21 protein-coding genes and 2 tRNA genes are annotated in these 21,638 nt (G+C 40.0%); 9 read left to right on the top strand and 14 right to left on the bottom strand.

Features of this window, described 5'->3' with window-relative positions; all coding sequences use genetic code 11:
- Positions 1 to 303 precede the first annotated feature (303 nt).
- Together ACQ96U_RS21650 and ACQ96U_RS21645 are read left to right on the top strand one after the other, a co-directional pair.
- Positions 304 to 573 (top strand): hypothetical protein, encoded by a 270-nt coding sequence (locus ACQ96U_RS21650; RefSeq protein ID WP_431723356.1) that lies wholly within the window; start codon positions 304 to 306, stop codon positions 571 to 573.
- A 23-nt stretch (positions 574 to 596) separates the two neighbouring features.
- Complete coding sequence (locus tag ACQ96U_RS21645; protein ID WP_431723355.1) at positions 597 to 1,349, top strand: hypothetical protein; 753 nt, start codon at positions 597 to 599, stop codon at positions 1,347 to 1,349.
- A gap of 134 nt (positions 1,350 to 1,483) precedes the next feature.
- Here ACQ96U_RS21645 and ACQ96U_RS21640 read toward each other — a convergent pair whose 3' ends face one another.
- A complete protein-coding gene (locus tag ACQ96U_RS21640) occupies positions 1,484 to 2,047 on the bottom strand; it encodes a hypothetical protein (RefSeq protein ID WP_431723354.1) in 564 nt (187 codons plus the stop codon).
- Positions 2,048 to 2,415: 368 nt separating this feature from the next.
- Complete coding sequence (locus tag ACQ96U_RS21635) at positions 2,416 to 2,964, bottom strand: outer membrane beta-barrel protein (protein ID WP_431723353.1); 549 nt, start codon at positions 2,962 to 2,964, stop codon at positions 2,416 to 2,418.
- Between the two features lie 1,185 nt (positions 2,965 to 4,149).
- On the opposite strand from ACQ96U_RS21635, the gene ACQ96U_RS21630 reads away from it, so the two are divergent.
- The 5 genes from ACQ96U_RS21630 (at position 4,150) to purU (ending at position 8,698) form a co-directional block, all read left to right on the top strand.
- On the top strand, positions 4,150 to 4,503 hold the full coding sequence (locus tag ACQ96U_RS21630; RefSeq protein ID WP_431723352.1) for a hypothetical protein: 354 nt from the start codon (positions 4,150 to 4,152) through the stop codon (positions 4,501 to 4,503).
- Positions 4,504 to 4,654: 151 nt separating this feature from the next.
- Positions 4,655 to 5,083, top strand: a complete 429-nt coding sequence (locus tag ACQ96U_RS21625; protein WP_431723351.1) for a DUF2628 domain-containing protein — start codon at positions 4,655 to 4,657, stop codon at positions 5,081 to 5,083.
- Between the two features lie 372 nt (positions 5,084 to 5,455).
- Positions 5,456 to 6,046 carry a hypothetical protein gene (locus ACQ96U_RS21620; RefSeq protein WP_431723350.1) on the top strand — a complete coding sequence of 197 codons (591 nt, stop codon included), beginning with the start codon at positions 5,456 to 5,458 and terminating at the stop codon, positions 6,044 to 6,046.
- 222 nt (positions 6,047 to 6,268) lie between these two features.
- Positions 6,269 to 7,744 (top strand): exodeoxyribonuclease I, encoded by a 1,476-nt coding sequence (sbcB, locus tag ACQ96U_RS21615; RefSeq protein ID WP_431723349.1) that lies wholly within the window; start codon positions 6,269 to 6,271, stop codon positions 7,742 to 7,744.
- 99 nt (positions 7,745 to 7,843) lie between these two features.
- Positions 7,844 to 8,698 carry a formyltetrahydrofolate deformylase gene (gene purU / locus ACQ96U_RS21610; RefSeq protein ID WP_431723348.1) on the top strand — a complete coding sequence of 285 codons (855 nt, stop codon included), beginning with the start codon at positions 7,844 to 7,846 and terminating at the stop codon, positions 8,696 to 8,698.
- A gap of 86 nt (positions 8,699 to 8,784) precedes the next feature.
- On the opposite strand, the gene ACQ96U_RS21605 is transcribed toward purU, so the two are convergent.
- The 4 genes from ACQ96U_RS21605 to ACQ96U_RS21590 all read right to left on the bottom strand — a co-directional run bounded on the left by ACQ96U_RS21605 (position 8,785) and on the right by ACQ96U_RS21590 (position 12,978).
- Positions 8,785 to 9,618 (bottom strand): ion transporter, encoded by an 834-nt coding sequence (locus ACQ96U_RS21605; protein WP_431723347.1) that lies wholly within the window; start codon positions 9,616 to 9,618, stop codon positions 8,785 to 8,787.
- A 178-nt stretch (positions 9,619 to 9,796) separates the two neighbouring features.
- A complete protein-coding gene (locus ACQ96U_RS21600; RefSeq protein WP_431723346.1) occupies positions 9,797 to 10,177 on the bottom strand; it encodes a response regulator in 381 nt (126 codons plus the stop codon).
- A 310-nt stretch (positions 10,178 to 10,487) separates the two neighbouring features.
- Entirely contained in the window at positions 10,488 to 11,111 is a 624-nt protein-coding gene (locus ACQ96U_RS21595; protein WP_027709248.1) for a response regulator transcription factor, read from the bottom strand.
- Positions 11,112 to 11,127: 16 nt separating this feature from the next.
- Positions 11,128 to 12,978, bottom strand: coding sequence for an ATP-binding protein (locus ACQ96U_RS21590; RefSeq protein WP_431723345.1), 1,851 nt, complete (start codon positions 12,976 to 12,978; stop codon positions 11,128 to 11,130).
- Positions 12,979 to 13,165: 187 nt separating this feature from the next.
- Here ACQ96U_RS21590 and ACQ96U_RS21585 point away from each other — a divergent pair, with 187 nt between their 5' ends.
- Entirely contained in the window at positions 13,166 to 14,041 is an 876-nt protein-coding gene (locus ACQ96U_RS21585; RefSeq protein WP_431723344.1) for a translation initiation factor eIF-2B, read from the top strand.
- Positions 14,042 to 14,122: 81 nt separating this feature from the next.
- On the opposite strand, the gene aspA is transcribed toward ACQ96U_RS21585, so the two are convergent.
- Positions 14,123 to 15,568, bottom strand: a complete 1,446-nt coding sequence (gene aspA, locus ACQ96U_RS21580; protein ID WP_431723343.1) for an aspartate ammonia-lyase — start codon at positions 15,566 to 15,568, stop codon at positions 14,123 to 14,125.
- Positions 15,569 to 15,982: 414 nt separating this feature from the next.
- On the opposite strand from aspA, the gene ACQ96U_RS21575 reads away from it, so the two are divergent.
- Positions 15,983 to 16,759, top strand: a complete 777-nt coding sequence (locus ACQ96U_RS21575) for an ABC transporter substrate-binding protein (RefSeq protein ID WP_431723342.1) — start codon at positions 15,983 to 15,985, stop codon at positions 16,757 to 16,759.
- 285 nt (positions 16,760 to 17,044) lie between these two features.
- On the opposite strand, the gene ACQ96U_RS21570 is transcribed toward ACQ96U_RS21575, so the two are convergent.
- From ACQ96U_RS21570 to ACQ96U_RS21540, 7 genes are all read right to left on the bottom strand, one after another.
- A complete protein-coding gene (locus ACQ96U_RS21570) occupies positions 17,045 to 17,458 on the bottom strand; it encodes a CBS domain-containing protein (protein WP_431723341.1) in 414 nt (137 codons plus the stop codon).
- On the bottom strand, positions 17,455 to 17,805 hold the full coding sequence (locus tag ACQ96U_RS21565; protein ID WP_431723340.1) for a P-II family nitrogen regulator: 351 nt from the start codon (positions 17,803 to 17,805) through the stop codon (positions 17,455 to 17,457). Before ACQ96U_RS21565 ends, ACQ96U_RS21570 begins: the two co-directional genes overlap by 4 nt.
- On the bottom strand, positions 17,805 to 18,599 hold the full coding sequence (locus ACQ96U_RS21560) for a DUF1538 domain-containing protein (RefSeq protein ID WP_431723339.1): 795 nt from the start codon (positions 18,597 to 18,599) through the stop codon (positions 17,805 to 17,807). Before ACQ96U_RS21560 ends, ACQ96U_RS21565 begins: the two co-directional genes overlap by 1 nt.
- Complete coding sequence (locus ACQ96U_RS21555; RefSeq protein ID WP_431723338.1) at positions 18,587 to 19,336, bottom strand: DUF1538 family protein; 750 nt, start codon at positions 19,334 to 19,336, stop codon at positions 18,587 to 18,589. The genes ACQ96U_RS21560 and ACQ96U_RS21555 overlap by 13 nt, the downstream gene beginning before the upstream one ends.
- A 252-nt stretch (positions 19,337 to 19,588) precedes the next feature.
- Positions 19,589 to 20,920 carry a dicarboxylate/amino acid:cation symporter gene (locus ACQ96U_RS21550; protein ID WP_431723337.1) on the bottom strand — a complete coding sequence of 444 codons (1,332 nt, stop codon included), beginning with the start codon at positions 20,918 to 20,920 and terminating at the stop codon, positions 19,589 to 19,591.
- 470 nt (positions 20,921 to 21,390) lie between these two features.
- Positions 21,391 to 21,467, bottom strand: a tRNA-Met gene (locus ACQ96U_RS21545).
- 66 nt (positions 21,468 to 21,533) lie between these two features.
- A tRNA-Met gene (locus ACQ96U_RS21540) sits at positions 21,534 to 21,610 on the bottom strand.
- Positions 21,611 to 21,638 lie beyond the last annotated feature (28 nt).

Here is a 21,638-nt window from a genome sequence, read left to right as displayed (position 1 = left end):
ACTTAAAAAGGGGGAATCACTGCTAGAAAGAACATTTATCGATTTAGAATTGATTGCACAAAATAAAGCATTAATAAAATCATTTTTTAGAGAAACAACGGTATCCTTTGCTAGTGACTAGGTAGTATTTAATAAGTAACTTAATGGAACTTGCACTTATTATCCGAAACTGTGGAAGGTAGTGAACGTTATTTGTCTTTGTTAGAGGTTACCCCAAGTGATGCTTATAACCTTGCTATTTGCAAACAGTTAGCCTTTACTTTTTTATTGGTAGAAAAGATCAATTAGTTAAATGAGCTTATTATGGCTGATATGTGGTATGACTTTTCAGAAAATATGGATTCTGTTGAGTGGATTTCTGAGCTTCCTACTGGAATGGTGAGTGAGCGTATTAACTTGCAATATCAACGGGTAGAGCTAAAAAAAGTAGTGGAAGGTTATATTATTTATATTGGGCCTGCTGAACCTGATAAAGGCGGAGAGGGTATAGTTATTAATCTTGATACCGAGATGAATCTTACAGATTATGTAATTGAAAGGATTGAACCTGTACCCTTTAACAATAAACCCTAAAGAAGTGTATTTAAAGGTAAATAATGGCGGTACTTGTACACATTACAAGTATAGAGAATGAGGCAAGTATTAAAAGAACTGGTATAAAGCCAGACTATAGAAATGTTGTATTCTTTATGCCGCATATGAAAGATTTTCTTATATCGCATCAATGGGCGCGAGAACTTAAGCGGCAAGGGATTAAGAATTTTGCGGCCGTTGACTTCAAAATACCTAATGACGAAGAAATATGGTTTGGTAAGTACCATTTGCAACACGAAAAAATGAAATTAAATAGGGCAATTTCATTGTTTATGTATGCTGAAGATAAACTTGGATATGAATTTTTTATTGATAGAAAAATTGAGCCAAATGAAATCTTAAAATTCAGAAAAATACCAAAACCGATGGGTTGGAGGTATCAACCCCATGCGCATGGTAAAAAACCTTGTCCTTGTCCTATGTGCATGCAAGCAGGAGGCTATAAAACAAGAAGTTTGAAAGAAATCGAAAGTGAATCAATCACTAAGGCGGAGGCAATAGAAATTATTGCTACAAGTAGTGATGAAGATGCGTTATGGGAAGCTGTTTGTCGGTTACAGGGTAAATGGAAAAAAGATTCTCCTCAGTTTCTTGAGCGACTCTTAAATTTTACTGATGAGTTTCTTTTGTGTGACTTGATTGAGCTTTTGTCAGAATATCGACATCCACTTGCAAAGGAGTACTTGGTTAGATTAACTCAATCATCTTGTGATGATGTAAGCGAGTTAGCTTTTGAAAAATTAAGAAAAAAATAAGATAAGAATATTTTTATATGCATCGTATGGTGTTTGAGTCCTACTTGTTTTATTAAATATTTAATTTTAGTGATTGGTAAGTTTATAAAGCCCACACTTATGGGCTTTTAAAGAAATTATAATACGGTAAGCCTCTAGGAACAGCGTACAAGGGTTTCAATAAGATTTTTGTCTTTGACCTTTTTTAGTAAAGTATCCGCATCTTTAGGCTTTAAATAAAATTCTTCTTTATATGACTCTCCTTCGCCAGAACAGTTAGTTTGGATGTGCCAGTAACCATCTTCGTTCTTATCGGTACTATGTATATTACACGACCACTCATAACCTGAAATTGACTCTGCAGTAATTTGAAGAGGAAAATGGTAAGTTGCAGGATCAGACTTTACAGACTGGCAGTCTTCATTTGAATATGCCCAATTGCCAGCAATACTAAATTTTGATGCTTCTTCAATTGTATGCCCCGATTGTTCTGTTTGTTCTGTTTGTTCTGTTTGTTCTGTTTGTTCTGTTTGTTCTGTTTGTTCTGTTTGTTCTGTTTGTTCTGTTTGTTCTGTTTGTTCTGTTTGTTCTGTTTGCGCGGTGCTTTCAATTTGCTTATCGACTTGTTTATCAGGCTGCTTGTTGCTGTCTTCTTGTTGAGAGCAACCAAAAGTAGTTAAACAACAAAAGAAAACAATGGACAGTTGCTTTAACTTCATAAAGTAATCCTTAGTAACTGGTAATAGCAAAATAGCCGAGAATTAAGTATGGACACCTCTAAAAATGCACTTTTTTAGTGGAAGCTGTGTCAGCGCTGTACTCGGATCCTCATGTATTCCTTATACACTGCGGTCCTCCGTGCAGTGCTTCCTTGCTCTAACAAAAAAATTACTATTTTTAAAGGTGCCCATATGTAGATGTTAGACAGCTGATTTGTATACTTGCTTCACTTCAAATCAACATCAATTCTAAACATACGCTGCGAAGGGTCTATATTACGAGTCTTGTAGTCTATTGAGAGGTTGGACTTACCTAATGATTGGAATAAAGCTATGAGTCAATAAGACTCATAGCAGCCCCTCAGAACTTAGAATTTTAACTGGACACCCGCAGAAACAAAGTCAACATGATCAACGTCACTTACATCGTCAATACGTTCCCACTCGGCGACAATGTCCAAATTAGGTGCAAGGGCAAACTTAGCACCAACACCATAAAACAGATCGGTGCCTGTTTCATCATCATTAGCATAGGTAAAACGACCCCGATAGTGACCATCAGCTTCCCAGCGCATAGCACCTATTTTACTGGTTAGGCTAAACTGGTTATTGAGTGGTAATGTACCAGTAAGCGCAACACCTAGGCCTTCTGCTTCAACTGAATATTTACCAAAGCGGTTTTTACCAGTTGTTTCTCCAAAGTTGTAATAACCCGCTTCAATACCAATATTTTGGTTTAATTGGTAACCCCCATAAAGCTTCCAACCAGTATCTTTTTCGTCGCAGCTAAAACCGTCTGCACATTCATCAAAGTCAGTTTGACCAACATTGCCACCAAGATAAAAGCCATTACCTTGAGCAAGGCTAACACCACTCATGAGTGTAGTGATACAAAGTACAAGAATTTGTTTTTTCATAAAAACCTCTCTTGTTTTATGAGAAATTAAGAATAAAAAAAGATGTGATACGTAAAATTGGTTGTTTTGATGAGGCGTTAATAGAAGGAATTATCGCTTGATGTCGTAGATTACAATCATAATATAAGGTGTATAAACTATGTCAGAATTTATTTTATGTATATAAAACAATTGTTGTAAGAAAAATATTTTATGTTTGTTGTATGGCTGGCAAATAAATAATAGATGGTAGAAAAACGCATTGAGTTTTTTTTTGTTTTCTGGTTGGTGAGTGTTTAACCATTGCTTTTTTTGATGTTTTTGTGAGTTTGTTTGATAATTTGTTGTGCTTTGGTTGTTGTTATGGCGGTGTTGTAAGTCTTGGTATGTGGCTGATAATATTTGATTTAGTTGATATTTTAGGTGTCAAGCTTGGTGTTTTTTAATTATTTTAAAGTGGATGGTTAAAAAATGTTAATAACGTATTTTTTAGTAAAATTTCGTCAATACGAATAGTGCTTACGTTACGGTATACTCCGGTAAGTGAAGTGATTCAAAGCATGACTATGTGGGCGTTCTAAGATTTAAAAATCATACCTGTCTTGCTATTCCAAGTTTGAGTACACTATAGTCAATCCAAAGTGCTTGCTGCTCTTATTCTAAAACAGGTAGCGATTCTAAAGCGGATAGCAAGCATTCTTAAAAGGTATTAAAGGAGATTCATTGATGAATATGAAGAGTTTGAAGAAAACATCTCAAGGTGACCAAAACGCTAAAAGCTGGGGTCTATCAAAAAGGTAACGCTGGCTATACCAACTTCGTAGTAGCAAGCTAAATTACTGTAGTTACCGAATCTCCACTACAGTATACCTGTAACATGGACGTTTTTGGGCGACAGGCATTAAGGTGTAATGAAACTTAAAACTTACCTTGAGTGTATATTTGCCAATAACTAAGGTGAGATACACTTAACTTTAAGTCCCGGGTGACATAGCACGGTCGGTAAGTCTCAAAGTCAATGGTGAAGGGTATTATTCTTGCGAGTTGGCTTGTTGGGGGAGGTATCGCCAGCACTCATTTCAGTATGAGTGTTGCAAAGAGTAGTTTGATTTAAGTGTAAAGCTGGATCGTAAGATCTTGGTTAATCATGAATATTTATACTCAAATTGATGGGTATAAACGTATGAACATTAAGGGAAACTGCCTATGTTAAGGAATGCTGTAAAGCCTCTCTGTATTATTCTATCTCTTTGTTTGACACCTATATTAAGCTATGGTGAAACGCAGACAGATGCCACGCCTAAAGCTGAAAGTGTGAAATCGGATAAAGTAAAAAAAGAATCATATCTTTCTTATGGTGAGACATTGTCTCAGATTTTAATTCAATTTAAGAACAAGCCTGTTACCGTTGTGCTTTCTTCTGGTCAGGAGCTATCTGGCACTGTGGAGAGTATCAATGATTCACTGGTTGTGATTAAGGCCTTAAAAGGTAGGGAATTTTATGATGCGGTTGTGCGTCATAGCATGATTGATGCCCTAATAGTTCGCAGAGATAAGTAATTGTGTTGTTCTGCAAATCTTCTCATTTTTGAGGATTTATAACTAAAAAGTAAGCCGTACGACATTATAAGGAGTTAAGCACTAAAGCATTTCATGTTTTAGCTCTAATTATCCCTTAGGTGAAGTGAAGGGAGTAAACAAAGGATTGGCTATGAATAAATACATGATTTTTGAAAATAGTGCTCACAATATCCAAGTTGTAAAACGTGGCTGGTCATGGCCTGGTTTTCATTTTGGTTTGTTATGGGCACTTTTTAAAGGACTACCATTACTGGCTTTATTTGGTATTAGTGTCATAGTAGCAGTTTACGTATGCTGTTTACTTTATCTATTTCACTATGGTATGCCACTTATACTCATTGCCTTAATTGTGAGTTACCTCATACAAAGTGTTTTTTGTGGTTTGCTAGGTAACAAGTTGATGTACAAGCAGTTGGCTAAAAAAGGATTTGAGTTGATTACAGTGATTCCTGCTCATAGATCTGATATTGCATTACGAATCTATCGTCAGCGACGGAATGAGCAGAATTATCAACGATTACGCTTCTCACAACGGCAAGCACGTTTGAATATTGCTTAATATCACACGGCACTGTGTGTGTTTAAATTCACAGTGCCATGCTTATGGTTTTGAATCACAAAAAATGCGAGAAATAGTTCTGGAAAATTGATTTTTGATAGAGAAGCTGGGGATAAGGAAATAAAGGAAAACTTTAAAAAGGTTAAATGTCAGTAATCAGAATAAAGCTCTTTCATTAATACATGCTGTTAATAAAGCGTGTCTCTTCTTGAGTAATCAGCATCATACATAAGTAGGAAAAAGCATTCTTTAAAAAATTAAACTTGGCCCATGCGGTTAATGTGATAACGTTAGTGGTTTTTGGTGTGTTAATGATGATAATTTGCACCACAAATGAGAAATAAAACACTAACATAAGTGAAGAGGTTGCTTTTGAAACGGTTACGCTACCTACTGTTGTTCATTTGCTTCTGGGTTTCTGGCTGTCTATTCCCTGAGCACTTTTCAGCCGAAATTGCTATTCATAAAGACCTGTCATTTGATTTTAAGTATGAAGGAATTCTCACTGCGATTATGGCGCGTGCAGATGAAACTGAGCAGGGACATATTAGTAGTGAACGAGAACACGAAATGAAGCGATGGGCTGATGAGCTTAAACGTGATCCTGGTTTTAAACAGGTTAACTACATTGGTCATGGCCAATTTAAGGTATTTTATGAAAAACATGGTCAGCTTGATAAATCATTTGCGTTCGTAACTAAAGACATCAAATTAATATCAATAGTTCCACATAAAAATAATACAATTGAAATTAAAGGGTTAGCGGTTTCAAAATCTAGACGCCATAAGTTGAATATACTGGGCATGACGATCGAAGGTGATCTTCATATTATCAGTGACTTGCCCGCTGTCCAGCACAATGCACATCAGTTTCATGCGAGTAACTCATCTAAGGCGATTTATCACTGGCACGTTGCATCACTGACAGACCCTGCACCTAAGCTCGTACTGTCAGCACTGTAACATCATGTATAGCGGTATGCTAAGAGGTTATGGACTGAGCACTGATCAATAGGCTAGCAAGCATGACTTTGGAAAAGCACTACTTCATAGGTAGGGCTTTTTTTTGTTAGAAAAGGGTTAGTACTATGTCTGCTTGAAGGGCATAGCCTGCTTTGGTTTAGATGGTAGCTAATAAAGTCAGGTGTTACTATTGTGACAGCGACAATGGAATAGAAGCCTGTTATGCCAAAGACTACACTTTTTTTTCATGACTATGAGACATTTGGTGCTGATCCAGCTCGAGATAGACCTGTACAGTTTGCTGGAATCCGTACTGACACCGAGTTAAATGAGATTGACTCACCCTTTGTGGTGTACTGCAAACTCGCAGGAGATACCCTGCCACATCCTGAAGCCTGTTTGATTACAGGGATTACACCACAGATTGCGCATGCAGAAGGGGTAAATGAAGCAACATTTGCCCAGTTAATACACCAACAATTTGCTCAGCCATATACCTGTAATTTAGGGTATAACTCCATTCGCTTTGATGATGAGGTAACGCGGTTTCTATTATATCGCAACTTCTATGATCCTTATGCGCGGGAGTGGCAAAACGGCAACTCTCGCTGGGACTTACTGGATGTGGTGCGTTTAACTTATGCTTTGCGCCCAGAAGGGTTAAATTGGCCTGCGCCTGATGGTGTGCCTAGTTTTCGGTTGGAGCATTTATCCGTTGCCAATAATATCGCTCATGAAAATGCACATGATGCCTTGTCAGATGTGCGAGCAACAATTGCGTTAGCAAAACTGATAAAGTCTTACCAACCTCGTTTATATGATTATGCATTTTCGTTACGGCAAAAACGATTTGTGTTTCAGCAAATAAATCTGGCTCAGCATAAACCCTTTATTCATGTGTCTGGCATGTTTTCTGCTGCACGAAATTGTCTGGCGATTGTTGTACCTATTGCTACGCATCCTATAAATAGTAATGGGGTTATTGTTTATGACCTCTCAGTAGATCCAACACCACTGCTGGAAATGGATAGTGATGCAGTAAAATCTAGGCTGTTTACTTCTCAAGCTGAGCAAGGTGAAAATCAAATCAGAATTCCCCTTAAAGTTGTGCATGCGAATAAATCGCCAATGCTTGCTCCATTAAAAACGCTTCGGGAAGAGGATATTCAACGTCTGGAAATTGATATGGGTTTATTGAGACAGCATTATGATCAGTTGTTTACGAACCCGCATTATCCTGTTGAGCAGTTAATCAAAAAAGTGCAACAAGTGTTTTCCGATCCTCCCCAAAGTGACACACAAGATCCTGAACTCATGCTTTATAGTGGTGGTTTCTTGCCTCAAGAAGACCGTGAAAAAATGCAGGTAGTCAGGGAAGAGAAACCTGAGCACCTTGCTGACTTGAAGCTAAACTTTAAAGACTGGCGACTTGATGATTTGCTGTTTCGGTATCGTGCTCGTAATTATCCTGATCTGTTAAATGAGGAAGATAGAGCCGAGTGGTTAGCCTTTCGTCGACATCGTTTACTGGTGGGTGAGGAGGGTAGCTTGACACTCGCAGAGTTATATCAGCGTATTGAACGATTAAAGCAAGAAGTGTCAGAACCAGATCGCCTACATATTTTAGACCAGTTAGCAGCCTATGGACGGCAATTGGAATCTGAACTGCAGGGTGCAAATGTTGTGGTGAGTCCGTAATTGCCGCCATTGCGACTAACTTGAGCTAGCGCCTATAATGCGCTGCTTGCCAGTGAGGTCTGGTCTGAAAGCAGAAGTTTGATTCGTTTTGAGGACATTATGTCACGCACTTATCGGTTAGTTGTAGCCTGTCCTGATAGGGTGGGTATTGTTGCAAAAGTGAGCAACTTTCTCGCGACCTATAATGGGTCAATCACAGAGGCAAACCATCACTCTGACCCTGTCACGGGCTGGTTTTTTATGCGTCATGAAATCTGTGCAGACTCACTGCCTTTTGATCTGGAAGGTTTGCGTACAGCGTTTGCACCTATTGCTAAAGAGTTTGGTATGGAGTGGAAGATCACTGACTCTGCTGAGCGTAAGAGGGTGGTATTGATGGCGAGTAGTCAGTCGCATTGTTTAGTGGATCTTTTACACCGTTGGCATTCGGGTGAGTTGCACTGTGATATACCCTGTGTTATTGCTAACCATGAAGAGCTTCGGGGTATTGTTGAGTGGCATGGAATTCCCTATTTTTATGTACCTGTAGACAAAGAAAATAAAGCTAAGTCGTTTGACCGTGTTGCACAACTGGTGAGTGAGCATGATGCTGATACTATTGTGCTAGCACGTTATATGCAGATACTGCCACCTTCTTTGTGTGAGGAATATGCAGGACGTATTATCAATATTCATCACAGCTTCCTGCCATCTTTTGTGGGTGCTAAACCTTATCATCAGGCCTATGAGCGTGGGGTAAAATTAATTGGTGCAACCTGTCATTATGTGACAGAAGAATTAGATGCAGGCCCTATTATTGAGCAGGATATTATTCGTGTCAGTCACCGCGATAGTATTAATGATATGGTGCGGTTGGGTAAAGACTGTGAAAAAAATGCATTAGCAAGAGGGCTTCGTTACCATCTTGAAGATCGTGTCTTAGTGCATAATAACAAAACAGTTGTATTTTCCTAATCTATATCCGGCTCAAATTTTCCGAGTAAAAATATAGCCATAAAGCCTCATATAGTCCTTATATGAGGCTTTATACTTTAACTGTTTTATTTATGAGTAATGAGTTTTGCACCACAAAACTTACAGTGAAGTGCATCGCGGTCATGTCCTGCCCGACCACAGTTATGACAGCCATGAATGACTTTTTCACGTTTTAGTTCTACGGCTAATTCTGCAGTTATAATGCCTGTGGGTACTGCAATAATAGCGTAACCTGTGATCATAATGAGTGATGATAATATCTGCCCTAAGATGGTTTGAGGTGTAATGTCGCCGTAGCCTACCGTGGTAATCGTTACAATAGACCAATAAATACTTTTTGGAATACTGGTAAAGCCATTGGCGGGACCTTCGATTAAATACATCATAGATCCGAAAATAGTGACTAACACCATGACTGAAATTAAAAATACAAAAATTTTGCGGCGGGAAAGTAAAATAGAGCGCATTAATGTATTGGCTTCCCCTAAGTAGCGCATCAGCTTTAATATCCGAAAAATACGGAGTACTCGAAATAGACGAATAATAATTAAAAAGTTGGCTTGAGTAATAAATAAAGCGAAATAACTTGGTAGCACTGAGAGTAAGTCAACTAGGCCATAGAAACTTCGTGCGTATCGCCAGGGTTTTGGGCAACAATAAAGCCTAATCATGTACTCAATGGTGAATAAGACTGTAAAAAGCCATTCAATGGTTTGGAACGTAAACTTGTATTCTTTAGAGATAGATTCAACAGAGTCTAGAATGACGGCCACAACACTTAGCAGGATGGCGTAGATAAGGGCTATATCAAAGTACCTGCCTGCTGGAGTATCTGTTCCAAAGATAACTTCATATATCTTTATACGGAACTCATGGTGTTTTTCACGGAGTTTTGTCATAGAAAACCCATTGCGTTGAGACTTTGTCGGATAGTCAATATATATATTATACGCTCAGAGAATGCTATCTAATGGTGGCAATAGCACTAGAGTATGTGAAGTTTTAACTGGCATTTTTGTTGAGATTGGACCAAAAAGTAATGGTAGGGGTTATTGTGTTTAAAGGTATAAACTTACATTACTGTTCGTAATCTTTGGCGAGTAGCGTTTGCAGAATAACTTGGATACGGCGGCTGTTAACAGGTAGGGTGAAAAAGTCCAGTGCCCCTTGTTTTATGGCATTAACGGCACAGTGAACATCTCCAGATTGGCCAACCATTAACACTGGTAACTCATCATTTAACTGTTGAATGTGTTGAAGCAAGGCGGTGCTATCCATATCCGCTAATTTGGCGGTACTAAAAATACACAGTGGTGCTTCATGATCTAGCTGAGCCAGTAACTGTGCTCCAGAGCCCAGAGTCTTTGTCTCAATATTAAGACGCTGACAGACTTCAGAAATAGTATTTAATGTGTGTCTGTCATTATTAAGAATAAAAACAGATTTGTTGTACGACATTGCCACATTCATAAAGCTATTGCATCAGGCATAAAATATGTTTTAGGTCATTATTTTGTGAGATTTTTAAGGGTAAGTGCAATAACCTGGAAAGCTATTGAGCGTTAACACCTTTAAAATTCACCTTAACTGGTTACTGTAATATAACCCTTTATGATGCTAAGTCTATGGGGTGAGCCTTAAGTACAAAATCTGTAATTTTACTGGCTCATATTCGGGATTTACCTAACAGGTAATTTGTGGAAGGGTACCAAAATAAGTGCAGGTACCCTTTTTGAATAACTCTTGGAGGGTGGTCAGGTGTGGTGGTTTATAGCTCAACCTGATCTTTAACTTGCATCACCTGGCGCACTAAATGAGCAAGGGATTTTGTGCCCATTTTTTCCATCACCCGTGAGCGGTGGATCTCAACTGTGCGTTGACTTAAGTTGATATCTGCGGCAATTACCTTATTGGCTTTTCCTTCAACAACATGCTTAAGTACTTCTCGCTCACGCTCAGTCAATGTAGCAAGTCGCTTTAAGATTTCTTTGTGTTCCAGTAACTCTTTACGCTGCTCACTGTCCAGCTTAAGACCATCATTAATCAGATCAAGAAGCTCTTGGTCTCGAAAAGGTTTTTGAATAAAGTTCATTGCGCCATCTTTGATAGCTTGAACAGCCATTTGTACATCGCCATGGCCGGTAATAAAGATGATGGGCAGTATACAGTGCATTTCATTTAACTTGCTTTGTAGCTCTAAGCCGCTCATACCAGGCATACGAATATCAAGTACAATGCAGCCTGGTCTATTTTCGTCATAGGAAGCAAGAAATTCAGCTGGGGATGCAAACACTTCAACACGTTGCCCCACTGATTGCATCAACAGTTTTAATGAGTCTCTAACAGCCTCATCATCATCAATAATAAAAACAGTGGGTTCCTGCTCTTGCATATTCTCTCCGATCGAATTAATGCTCAAACGTTGGCAAAGTGATAAAAAATGTTGCCCCGCCATTGGGGTTAGCTTTGTAACTAAGTTTGCCACCGTGTGAAGAAATAATCGAGTGGCTAATTGTGAGACCAATTCCTAATCCATTGCTTTTAGTTGAAAAAAATGGATTAAATAAGTGATCTTCACCACCCTTGGGTAAACCACGACCTGTGTCTTGTACCGAAATCTCTACCCAATCAGGCGACAGTTGGTGAGTACTGATGGTTATGCCTGTAGAAAAATCAGTTGTATCCGCCATGGCTTCAACAGCATTATGTATTAAATTCAGTAATGCTTGCTGTAATAGTATAGGGTCAACCTTAAGCTGAGGGCTAGTTTTACTTAAATGCAAGTGTAGGGGAATTCTTCGGTGTCCACAATCAAGTTGCGCAAGGCTGATGGTTTCAGTAACCAATTGATTACAACTGACCACATGTGTATTGGTAGCTGCTTTACCAATAAAACCCCTTAAGTGACTAATAACTTGACTTGCACGTTCTGTTTGCGAGGTGATTTTGGTAAGGCATTCTACCACTTGTGGATTAGGAGGCTGGTGAGCATTCTGGTGGAGCAAACGCTGACACGCTTGGGCATAACTGCTAATAGCTGCGAGCGGCTGATTGATTTCGTGAGCGATGCCGGCGGCCATTTCACCCATGGTACTTAAGCGACTGGCCGCCATAAGTTTTTCTCGTTGTAGCTGGAGTTGATGGTCTTTTTCTTCAAGTTGCTGTTGTATTAAGAACTCATCAGTAATATCGCGAATGGTGGCAATAAAAACACATTCTTGTTCGGCATTGAGTGACAGTGCTTTCCAATAAACATCAAGTATAAGCTGGCTGTCTCCACGTGCGGCTCGCCAGACAAACTGTTGAGCATTATCTGATGCAGCTGCATCACAATAGCGTTTCAATGCTACTGAGGACGATTCACCCGTAGGCTGTTGAGGGGCACTAAAATTTAATAGCGACTTGCCTATAAGCTCATCACGTTCGGCACGAAAGATATGACTGGAGGACTCATTACATTCAAGGATTGTATGATGCTTATCGGAGACGATAACCCCTTGGCTGGATGAGTGAAATAAGATACGGAATTTTTGCTCATTATTATGCAGTCTCTGCATGATGGCATTGAGGCGTCGTTGGTACAGTCTAACGCCAAGAACCAATAATACTACGGTTAAGACACCAAGTAACAAACTTGCTTGTAGAAAAGATTTAGTCAAATCACTTAAGTCAATGAGACCAACTAAGCTTAAATCATGCTGCGGTAGTGGTAGGTAGCTGATAATGTATTGTTTATTGTTATCAGTAATTTGAGTTGTTTGTAAGCGATTTTGAATTAGCCGTTGAATACCTGTGGCAAGGGCGGGTGAGAGTGTTTCACCACTAAAGTAGCGTAATTCCTGCTTGTTGGTTTGCTCAAGGAGGAATATTTGCTCACCTTCACGTAATTGATTGAACGTTTGTTGAACAGCAAGAATGGCTTTTTCGGCATGGGGGTGTCCATTTTCTTCATTAGCTTGTGGTTGTTGTGATTCTGGAGAAGAAGAGACAATCTGCTCAAGAAGCATTGCTTGTGATTTGAGCATATTTCGTAAGTGCTGTTTTTGCTCATCAATCACAATGCTACGCAGAGTGGTAATAGTGATAACCTCCATAACTACCACAATACAGCACATGATCGCTATAACACTGAACAGCTTACGATAGAGTTGATGAGACTGATGATCAGTCGTTGATGGGAAAAACTGATCTGAAGCTGCAGAGGTCTGGGGTATGCAGTGATTAATTGTATGTGTAGCTAGCGAAGCGGGCTTATCCATTCATACCTTTTCCTTGCCAGGGACTGTGAGCAGACCCTCATTTTATTAGCGTTGAGACGAAGACCATTTAGCACGTCTATTAATGATTATTCTAGGAGGTGTACCACTAAGCACTAAATACGAGCAATTACCGTCAGGCTTACGATAATTACTTATAGGGTCAGTATTGTTGGATAGGAATTGAGCTATGAGTTTACCAACCGAAGGTGATTTGCAGCAACTTGCTGAACAGATTTGTCAGGAAATCAGCTCAAACCTGACTGATGGTGCAAGCCAAATAGCACGTCAAACCCTGATGGCACTAGCAGACTTTTGTTGTCTTGCTGACAGCTTATCTAATAAACAGCTTGCTCAGCAGAAAGTGTCTGAGTTGGTAAACCATTTAAAGTCTATTCGTCCATGTATGGGCGCAATAGCAGGTTTAATTGGATGTTGGCAGGAACGTGTCATGTCGATGGAAGATTTACGCGATGCTTCTGCTGTGGCACTAGAGTTGGTAGACTGCTCTCATAATGCAGTTCAGGAAGCTGTTGAGTTATTACAAACGATTTTACCGCGGTCAGGATGTTTGTTAACACATAGCTACAGCTCAACGATCAAAGAACTGCTATCGCAATTATCAAGAGATAACTACCGCATTATTTGTACTGAGTCCAGGCCAGGCAATGAAGGGAAGCGTTTAGCTGCTTACGCATCAGCGCTAGGGATTCCATGTACTTACATTACTGATGCTCAAGTAGGAATTGTGATGCCAAAAGTTCATGCAGTTGTTTTAGGTGCTGATTGTATTCTAGCCGATGGCAGTGTTGTTAATAAAAGTGGTAGCTTCTTATTAGCACTTGCTGCTAAAGAGTATCAAAAACCTGTCTATGTGGTTTGTGAAAGCTTTAAGCGGCAGGCATTTACTGCAGAAGCGTTGACTTTAGAGCAACATGCCCCCGAGGAGCTGGAACTGCCTCAATTACCTGGAGTAGACATCCTGAACCAGTATTTTGAAGTAGTACCTGCTGAATTTATAACAGATATTGTGACTGAAAAAGACTTGAACTTATCGGAATACTAGAAATGGGGCCAGAGACAGAAAGAGATGAGATAATCCCTTTCTGATTTATTTCTGGCTAGCAATTAGGTTATTAAGTGAGTGTTAGTTTTTTAGCAAATTATGAGGAGAAAGCATATTTTCAGGCTTGAGAACTTCTGCTAACTGTTCTTCTGCCATGAGCCCTTCTTCTTTCACCAAATCAACAACTCGTTTACCTGTTGCCAGTGCTTGCTTGGCAATTCGACTAGCATTTTCATAGCCAATATAAGGATTTAACGCCGTCACAATACCAATACTGTTGTCTACGTAGTCTCGGCAGCGCTCTTTGTTAGCCGTTATACCTTTAATGCACTTTTCACTTAGCATGATGGTTGCGTTAGTCAGTTCTTGTATTGATTCAAGTATTTTGTAAGCAATGACGGGCTCCATGACATTGAGCTGGAGCTGACCGGCTTCAGCTGCCATACTCACACAAAGGTCATTTCCTATAACATTATAAGCAACCTGGTTAACCGCTTCTGGAATGACTGGGTTAACTTTACCTGGCATTATTGATGATCCAGGCTGCATTTGTGGTAGGTTTATTTCATTGAGTCCCGCAGTAGGTCCGCTGCTGAGTAAACGTAAATCGTTGCATATTTTTGATAGTTTAATCGCAAAGCGTTTCAGCATGCTGGAAAATAAAACAAAAGCCCCCATATCTGAAGTGGCCTCTACCAAATCAGATGCCTGACATAAATCGATACAGGCAATGCGTGACAGGTGTTCAATGGCAATTTTTCCATAGGATTGATCAGCATTGATGCCTGTACCAATAGCCGTCCCACCTAAATTAACTTCTTTGAAAAGATCGGCTAGCCATTTAATACGTTCAACATCTTCACCAATAGTGGTTGCATAGGCATTGAATTCCAGTCCCAATGTCATAGGGACTGCATCCTGTAACTGAGTCCGTCCCATTTTTATGACATCAGCAAACTCAGCACCTTTTTCTTGTAAGCTTCGTTGTAATTGTTGTGCTGCTATCACCAGCTCACTATGTTTCAGGATGATGGCCATACGTACGGCTGTTGGATAGACATCATTAGTGGACTGGCTCATATTGACATCATTGTTAGGGTGTAGATGTTCATATTCGCCTTTTTTGTGTCCTAAAATTTCCAATGCACGGTTAGCGATGACTTCATTGGCATTCATATTGGTAGAGGTGCCAGCACCACCTTGAATGACATCGACCAGGAAATGCTCATGTAGTTTTCCTGCCATTACTTCATCACAGGCTTGGCAAATAGCATCTGTCTTATGTTGTGGGAGTTGTTTTAACTCAGCATTGGTTTTAGCGGCTGCTTTTTTAACCATTGCCAGCGCTGTTACCAGTGTTGGAAAGAGATTGATTGAGACACCTGTAATTTGGAAGTTTTCAATCGCCCGTTGGGTTTGAATGCCGTAATAGGCATCGATGGGTACGTCTTTTTCTCCAAGTAAGTCTTTTTCTTTACGAACCTGATCTGTATTCACATTACTGCTAATTGGCGAATTGTTCAGCATGGTTACCCCTTGTTCACTGCGCTCAGGTTAATGCTTTGGTTTTTGGTTGAGCGTGAATGCTGTACTAGTTTGCGCGTGGATAGGTCGGAAAACAATAAGGACAATAACGGATAACCGAGATGATGCTGCCGCTTTGTGTGAATGCATATTGCAAATTATTATAAGAATGCTAGGGTAAGCTGTTAAGTGATTATAGATCACTGTTTTTATACATTTATAAAAGGCAGGAGCTTTATAAAGTGGAGCCACGACACGTTGATTGGGATATTTAAAGTCTTTGTAGCTCATCAAAAGAAAGGTATGACGTGTTGAATAATAAAAGGGCTACGAACAGCGTGTTTTATGTGGTAATCCTTTGAATTTTATAAAGTGACGTGGCCTGCGGTTACATAGGTGAAGTAAGGGAGTAAAAAAATGATAAAACGTCTCGCATTAGCTTTTGTGGTGTCTGCTGTAGCATCAACAGCAGCAGTGGCTAAAGACTGGAAAACGGTTCGCTTTGGTGTAGAAGGAGCATTTCCTCCATTTAGCGAAACAGCACCTGACGGTTCTATCGTAGGCTTTGATATTGATATGGCAAATGCACTGTGTGCGGCAATGAAAGCTAAATGTGTGTTGGTTCCCCAGGATTGGGATGGCATGATTCCTGCCCTGATGGCGAGGAAATATGATGCCATTATTGCCTCAATGTCGATTACTGAAGAACGTAAACGTAAAGTGGATTTTACCAATAAGTATTATCATACACCTGCTCGCTTTTTGCGTAAGAAAGGCAGTGATGTTGAAATCAATGAAGACAGCCTAAAAGGTAAGACAATTGGTGTACTTCGTTCCAGTACCTTTGATAGTTATATCTCTGATAGATACCAAGGGTTAGTTAATATCAAACGATATAGTACACAAGATGAAGTTTATCTGGATATGAAAGCAGGGCGGTTAGACTTAATCTTGGGTGACTCAATCCCCTTACAAGATGGTTTTCTTAAAAAAGAAGGCGGAGATAAGTATGAGTTTGTAGGCCCTAAGATTACCGACAAGAAATGGTTTGGCGAGGGTATGGGGGTTGCTGTTCGCAAAAGGGATAAAGACTTGAAAGATAAGCTTAATGCTGCAATTGAAAAGATCAGAAAAGACGGTACCTACGATAAGGTACAGAAAAAATATTTTGATTTTGATATTTACGGCGACTAGTTTGCGGTATGTGTTCAAAAAGGCTGCTATTCATAGCAGCCTTTTTTATGGAAGGTGCTGAAAATTAATGTATAATGAGAATTATTCTCATTTGTGTGTAGGGAGATGCTATGCGCGTTAATTTTCAACGAATGGATGGCTGGTTAGGAAAACATTGGGTATTAATTTCAGCCCTGTTAAGTATGTTAGTGTGTTGGCTGTTTTTATTATCAGTAATTTAGTTTCTATCGTTGTTGCCTTCACTTTCGCAGAATAATGTTTAGCCTTGTTTGTTGAGCTTATTTATCAGGCTTTAGGTGGTGTTGAACACAGTCCATGAAGCACAATTTCTTGGTAGGTAATGATGCCAATAACTTGCCCATCTTGAATGACAGGTGCTGTGGATAAACCAAAGTGATCAAAGAGTCGGGAACAATAGCGAATATCCATATTCGGGTCCACACTGAGTACGGGTTTAGACATAATTTCGTAAACATTAACGCGCTCTGGTGCTCGATCCTTAGCAAGCACATTTTTGGCAATATCCGCTAAGACAACAATACCGTATTCATCATTCTCGTGGCGCTTTTCAACAATAAGGGTATGTGCATCAGCTTGTCGTAAACTATCAATTGCCTCCTGAACAGTTTTTAGCCCATTAATTTTTAGAAAATTACCTTTCATAATATCTCGAACACGAATGAGTGTGGGCTTGCTCATAATGCTTGCTCTACTTTATTAGTTAATTCGTCAATTTGGTGGGCAACACCAACCGCATCTTCAACATCGAGCTGAATGGCAATACCTGTACCAGGTGAGGTATCAAACTCTCCTGCAATGGCAATTTGTTCAAGAATCTTGCGGCTTAGGTGTTCTTCAACCAGAAAGAGTAAAACATCGCGTTGTGTTTCCAGTGATAGTCCTAAAAATGTTTTAGTACCAGAAAGTCCTTCACCACGGGCATTGTTAATTAGTGTTGAGCCCGTGGCTCCTGCTCCACGTGCTGCTTCCATAACGGCATTTGTCTTTGAATCATCGACAAGTGCAACGATTAATTTAAAGTGCATTATTCAGCTCCGTGCTTACTCTGTTTATTAGCGTTACGTTTAATCCAGTAGTCTACTAGTTGAGCGTAAGCCATCACTGTCATCATGGGAAATAAACTGGCAAATGCGATAAGACCAAACCCATCCATCAGTGGACTTCGGCCAGGGACCGTTTCTGCTAAACCTAATCCCAGTGCCGTCACTAAAGGCACTGTTACGGTTGATGTTGTCACACCACCTGAATCATAGGCTAAAGGAATAATGAGTTTAGGGGCAAAGTTGGTTTGTATAATGACAATGATATAGCCCGCCACAATAAAATAATGAATGGGTAATCCTGTCACGATACGGTAGGCCCCCAGTCCAATACCAATGGCCACGCCAATGGCGACTGCAACGCGCAAGCTCCAGGCATGAATGCTGCCACCTGACACTTCACTGGCTTTAATAGCGACAGCCATTAAAGAGGGTTCGGCAATTGTCGTGCTGAAACCGATAGCTATTGCAAAGAGGTAGACACAATAATAATCCTGCCAAGTAAGAGGGGTGCTTCTATTACTATTAGGTGCTAAAAAGTCGATAGCCGTTAATTGCTTTGCCATTAATTCGCCTAATGGAAACAGGGCGTGCTCTAAACCAATAAGAAATAATGTTAGGCCAACAATTACATAAATAAAACCAATTAGTACCCGACGTACGTTGGGTATAGGGCGGCGTATAACAAAGTGCTGAAAGCCAAATAAAATGATAGCGATGGGAAGGACATCTCTCATCGTGACAAAAAAACTAAGAAAAAAATCTGTTATCCAAGCCATTGCACAACCATGCCAAATATCATGACAAAAATAATCGGAAAAAGTGACGCAAAAGCGATGAGTCCAAAACCATCAATTAATGGGTTTCGGCCTTTAATAGCTGAGGCTAAGCCTACACCTAACGCCGTGACGAGTGGTACGGTGATCGTTGATGTGGTGACACCACCAGAGTCGTAAGCAATACCAATAATTTCTTGTGGAGCTATTAGGGTTATCAGGGTGACAATCACATAGCCAGCGATCATTAATAAGTGTAAAGGCCAGTTTTTTAATATTCTCAGCACCCCTACCATAATGGCAATACCAACAGATAGTGCGACTGTAAAGCGTAATCCATAGGCATAAGCATTTTGAGTCTGTTGATTAAATGCAATAATGCCTTCTTCGGCTGCAACTTCAGCGGCTTCTTGGCATACAGAAATAAGTGCTGGTTCGGCAACTGTCGTGCCAAAGCCGAGTGCAAACGAAAATGCAAATAACCAGGTTAGACTGCCTTTGTGCGCCAAAGCTTTTGCCATTGTTTCCCCAATGGGGAAAAGCCCTGTTTCCAGGCCATGTATAAATAATGTGAGGCCTATAAGAACACACAGTAATCCCCCCATCAGTTGCCAAAAGTGGGGAATGGGTTGTTGTAGTACAAAAAGTTGAAAAAAAGTGACAACGAGGAGAATGGGAGTGAGGTCGCGAAGGCTGCTAAGGGTCGATTTTACCAGTGCAATAAGTCCCGTATACAGCATAAATGATCCTGGTATGCTTTATTTGTTGTAGATATTACTATACATCCTCATGAAAAATTATACCTGCCATCATATGATGGTAGCAAAATTATGATGTTGACTAACAAAATTATGATGTTGACTAATAAGTTAAGCAATCGAGTCGATATTTTATTGGCGTGTGGAGAATAGGTTGGTTGCAGGCAATAAAAGAAATAAATGTAAAAAAGGTTGAAAGCAAATGCCTTCAACCTTATGTGTCATTATATAAGTCTACGGTAGGGTATTTTCAGTATTGACAGGCTCATTTTTAGGTTGAGCATTATTAATCTCTGATGTACTGGCTGCAGAGCTTCCATCCAAATAGGTTTCTAGATTTAATTCTTTTTCACTTTTGCTAATCAGCATGGTAACCATAAGATCACCGCTAACATTAACCATTGTTCTGGCCATATCCAGTATTCGGTCAATGCCCGCAATTAGTGCGACGCCTTCAACAGGTAATCCGACGGTGGTCAAGACCAGTGTGAGCATAATTAAACCTGCACCTGGTACACCGGCAGTACCAATTGAGGCTAAGGTGGCTGTGGTGATAATTGTTAAGTAGTCTGCAACGCTTAGGTCAATACCAAAGGCCTGAGCAACAAATAGAGCCGTTACACCTTGATAAAGGGCTGTACCGTCCATGTTAATGGTTGCACCCAGTGGTAATACGAAGCTGGAGATTGATTTTGGCACTCCCAGCTTTTCTTCGCTGCAACGTAAGCTGACAGGAAGGGTTCCTGAGCTACTAGAGCTGGTAAATGCAATAGATTGCGCGTCGATTATTTTCTTAAAAAAGGGAGCTGGATTTAAACGACCGATAAGACTGATAAAGAGACCATAACAACCATAGATATGTAAAGCACAGCCTATATAGACGGCAACGATGACAATCATTAACTTTTCTAGTACCGCTAAGCCATAACTGCCAGCAATAGAAGCCATTAGTGCGCATACGCCATAGGGTGCTAACTTCATGACCATACTTGTGAGCTTGTACATTGCTTCAGCAAGGCTACTAAAAAGAGCAACAGCTGGTTGGCTTTTTTCACCAATTAGGTTTAGCGCTACACCCAAAGCAGCAGCAAATACGATGATTTGAAGAATTTTGCCAGAAGCAAGTGCGGCGACAGGATTTTGGGGAACAATGCTGACTAGCGTATTAATAAAAGAGGGAGCATCTTTGGTTGCGGCCTGCTCTTTAGCAACAAGATCCATACCTGCACCAGGCTCAAACAAAGTACCAATCAGCAACCCTAATGAAATAGCAATTGCGGTGCTAATCAGGTAGAAAGCAATGGCTTTAATACCAATACGGCCCATTTTTTGTGAGTCTTTTATTGAGGTAACACCCACAATTAAAGAGCAAAAAACCAATGGCACAATGAGCATTTTGATAGCGTTAACAAACAAGGTACCAATAGGTTTCAGTACGGTAGCTGAAGGACCAAATACAATGCCAATGACAATCCCTAATGCCATACCTGTCACAATTTGTTGCCAAAGGGCCAGTCTGCTCCAGATACGCCAGGGAGTTAGCAGGGGGTGTGATGTTGCCGACATAGGCTACTCCAGTTGTTTAGTCTCAGTATATCGGTACTTCAGGCTATTCTTGTGAAGAATTTTTAGGTGGGTAGTCGATGTACAACACGTTTGTTATAGGTATTTCCTACTATCTAAAGGTAACAAAGTAGGTATGGAGCACATACATGTGACAGCCCCCTAAAAATAATTCGCTTATGAATAAGCATAAAGCACGGAATTTTGGTGAGTTATTAACCAGCGCAATAGTAAGCGTTAATAGCTAAAGAGCTGGCTGATACACATCAAGAAACCTTGATTCAATGGAGTTGTGTGTTGAAAGTCAAGTATTAACGTAGATTTAACCTATTGATTAATAATAGCTTTATTAGGTTTAGTAAAATCAGTTTGGAAGAAAAGAGGAAAAAAACAGAATAACTTACGAAGGATGTAAGCGTATTATTTTAGAACTACAGGATATTAAAACAATGAGAAGATTGATAACGTAAATTTGGTAGCGGGGGCTGGATTTGAACCAACGACCTTCGGGTTATGAGCCCGACGAGCTACCATGCTGCTCCACCCCGCATCGAAGTTACTATCTTGCTTGAACTAAAAAACACTATTTATAAAGCACAATACAGATAGTTAATGTTGGTAGCGGGGGCTGGATTTGAACCAACGACCTTCGGGTTATGAGCCCGACGAGCTACCATGCTGCTCCACCCCGCACCAAATTGAGTTGCGTATTATAGGTAGA

It is taken from the genome of Zooshikella sp. RANM57, from assembly GCF_050749885.1.
In the GTDB taxonomy this organism is placed as follows: Bacteria; Pseudomonadota; Gammaproteobacteria; order Pseudomonadales; family Zooshikellaceae; genus Zooshikella.
This window is presented reverse-complemented; position numbering and strand designations above follow the sequence as displayed.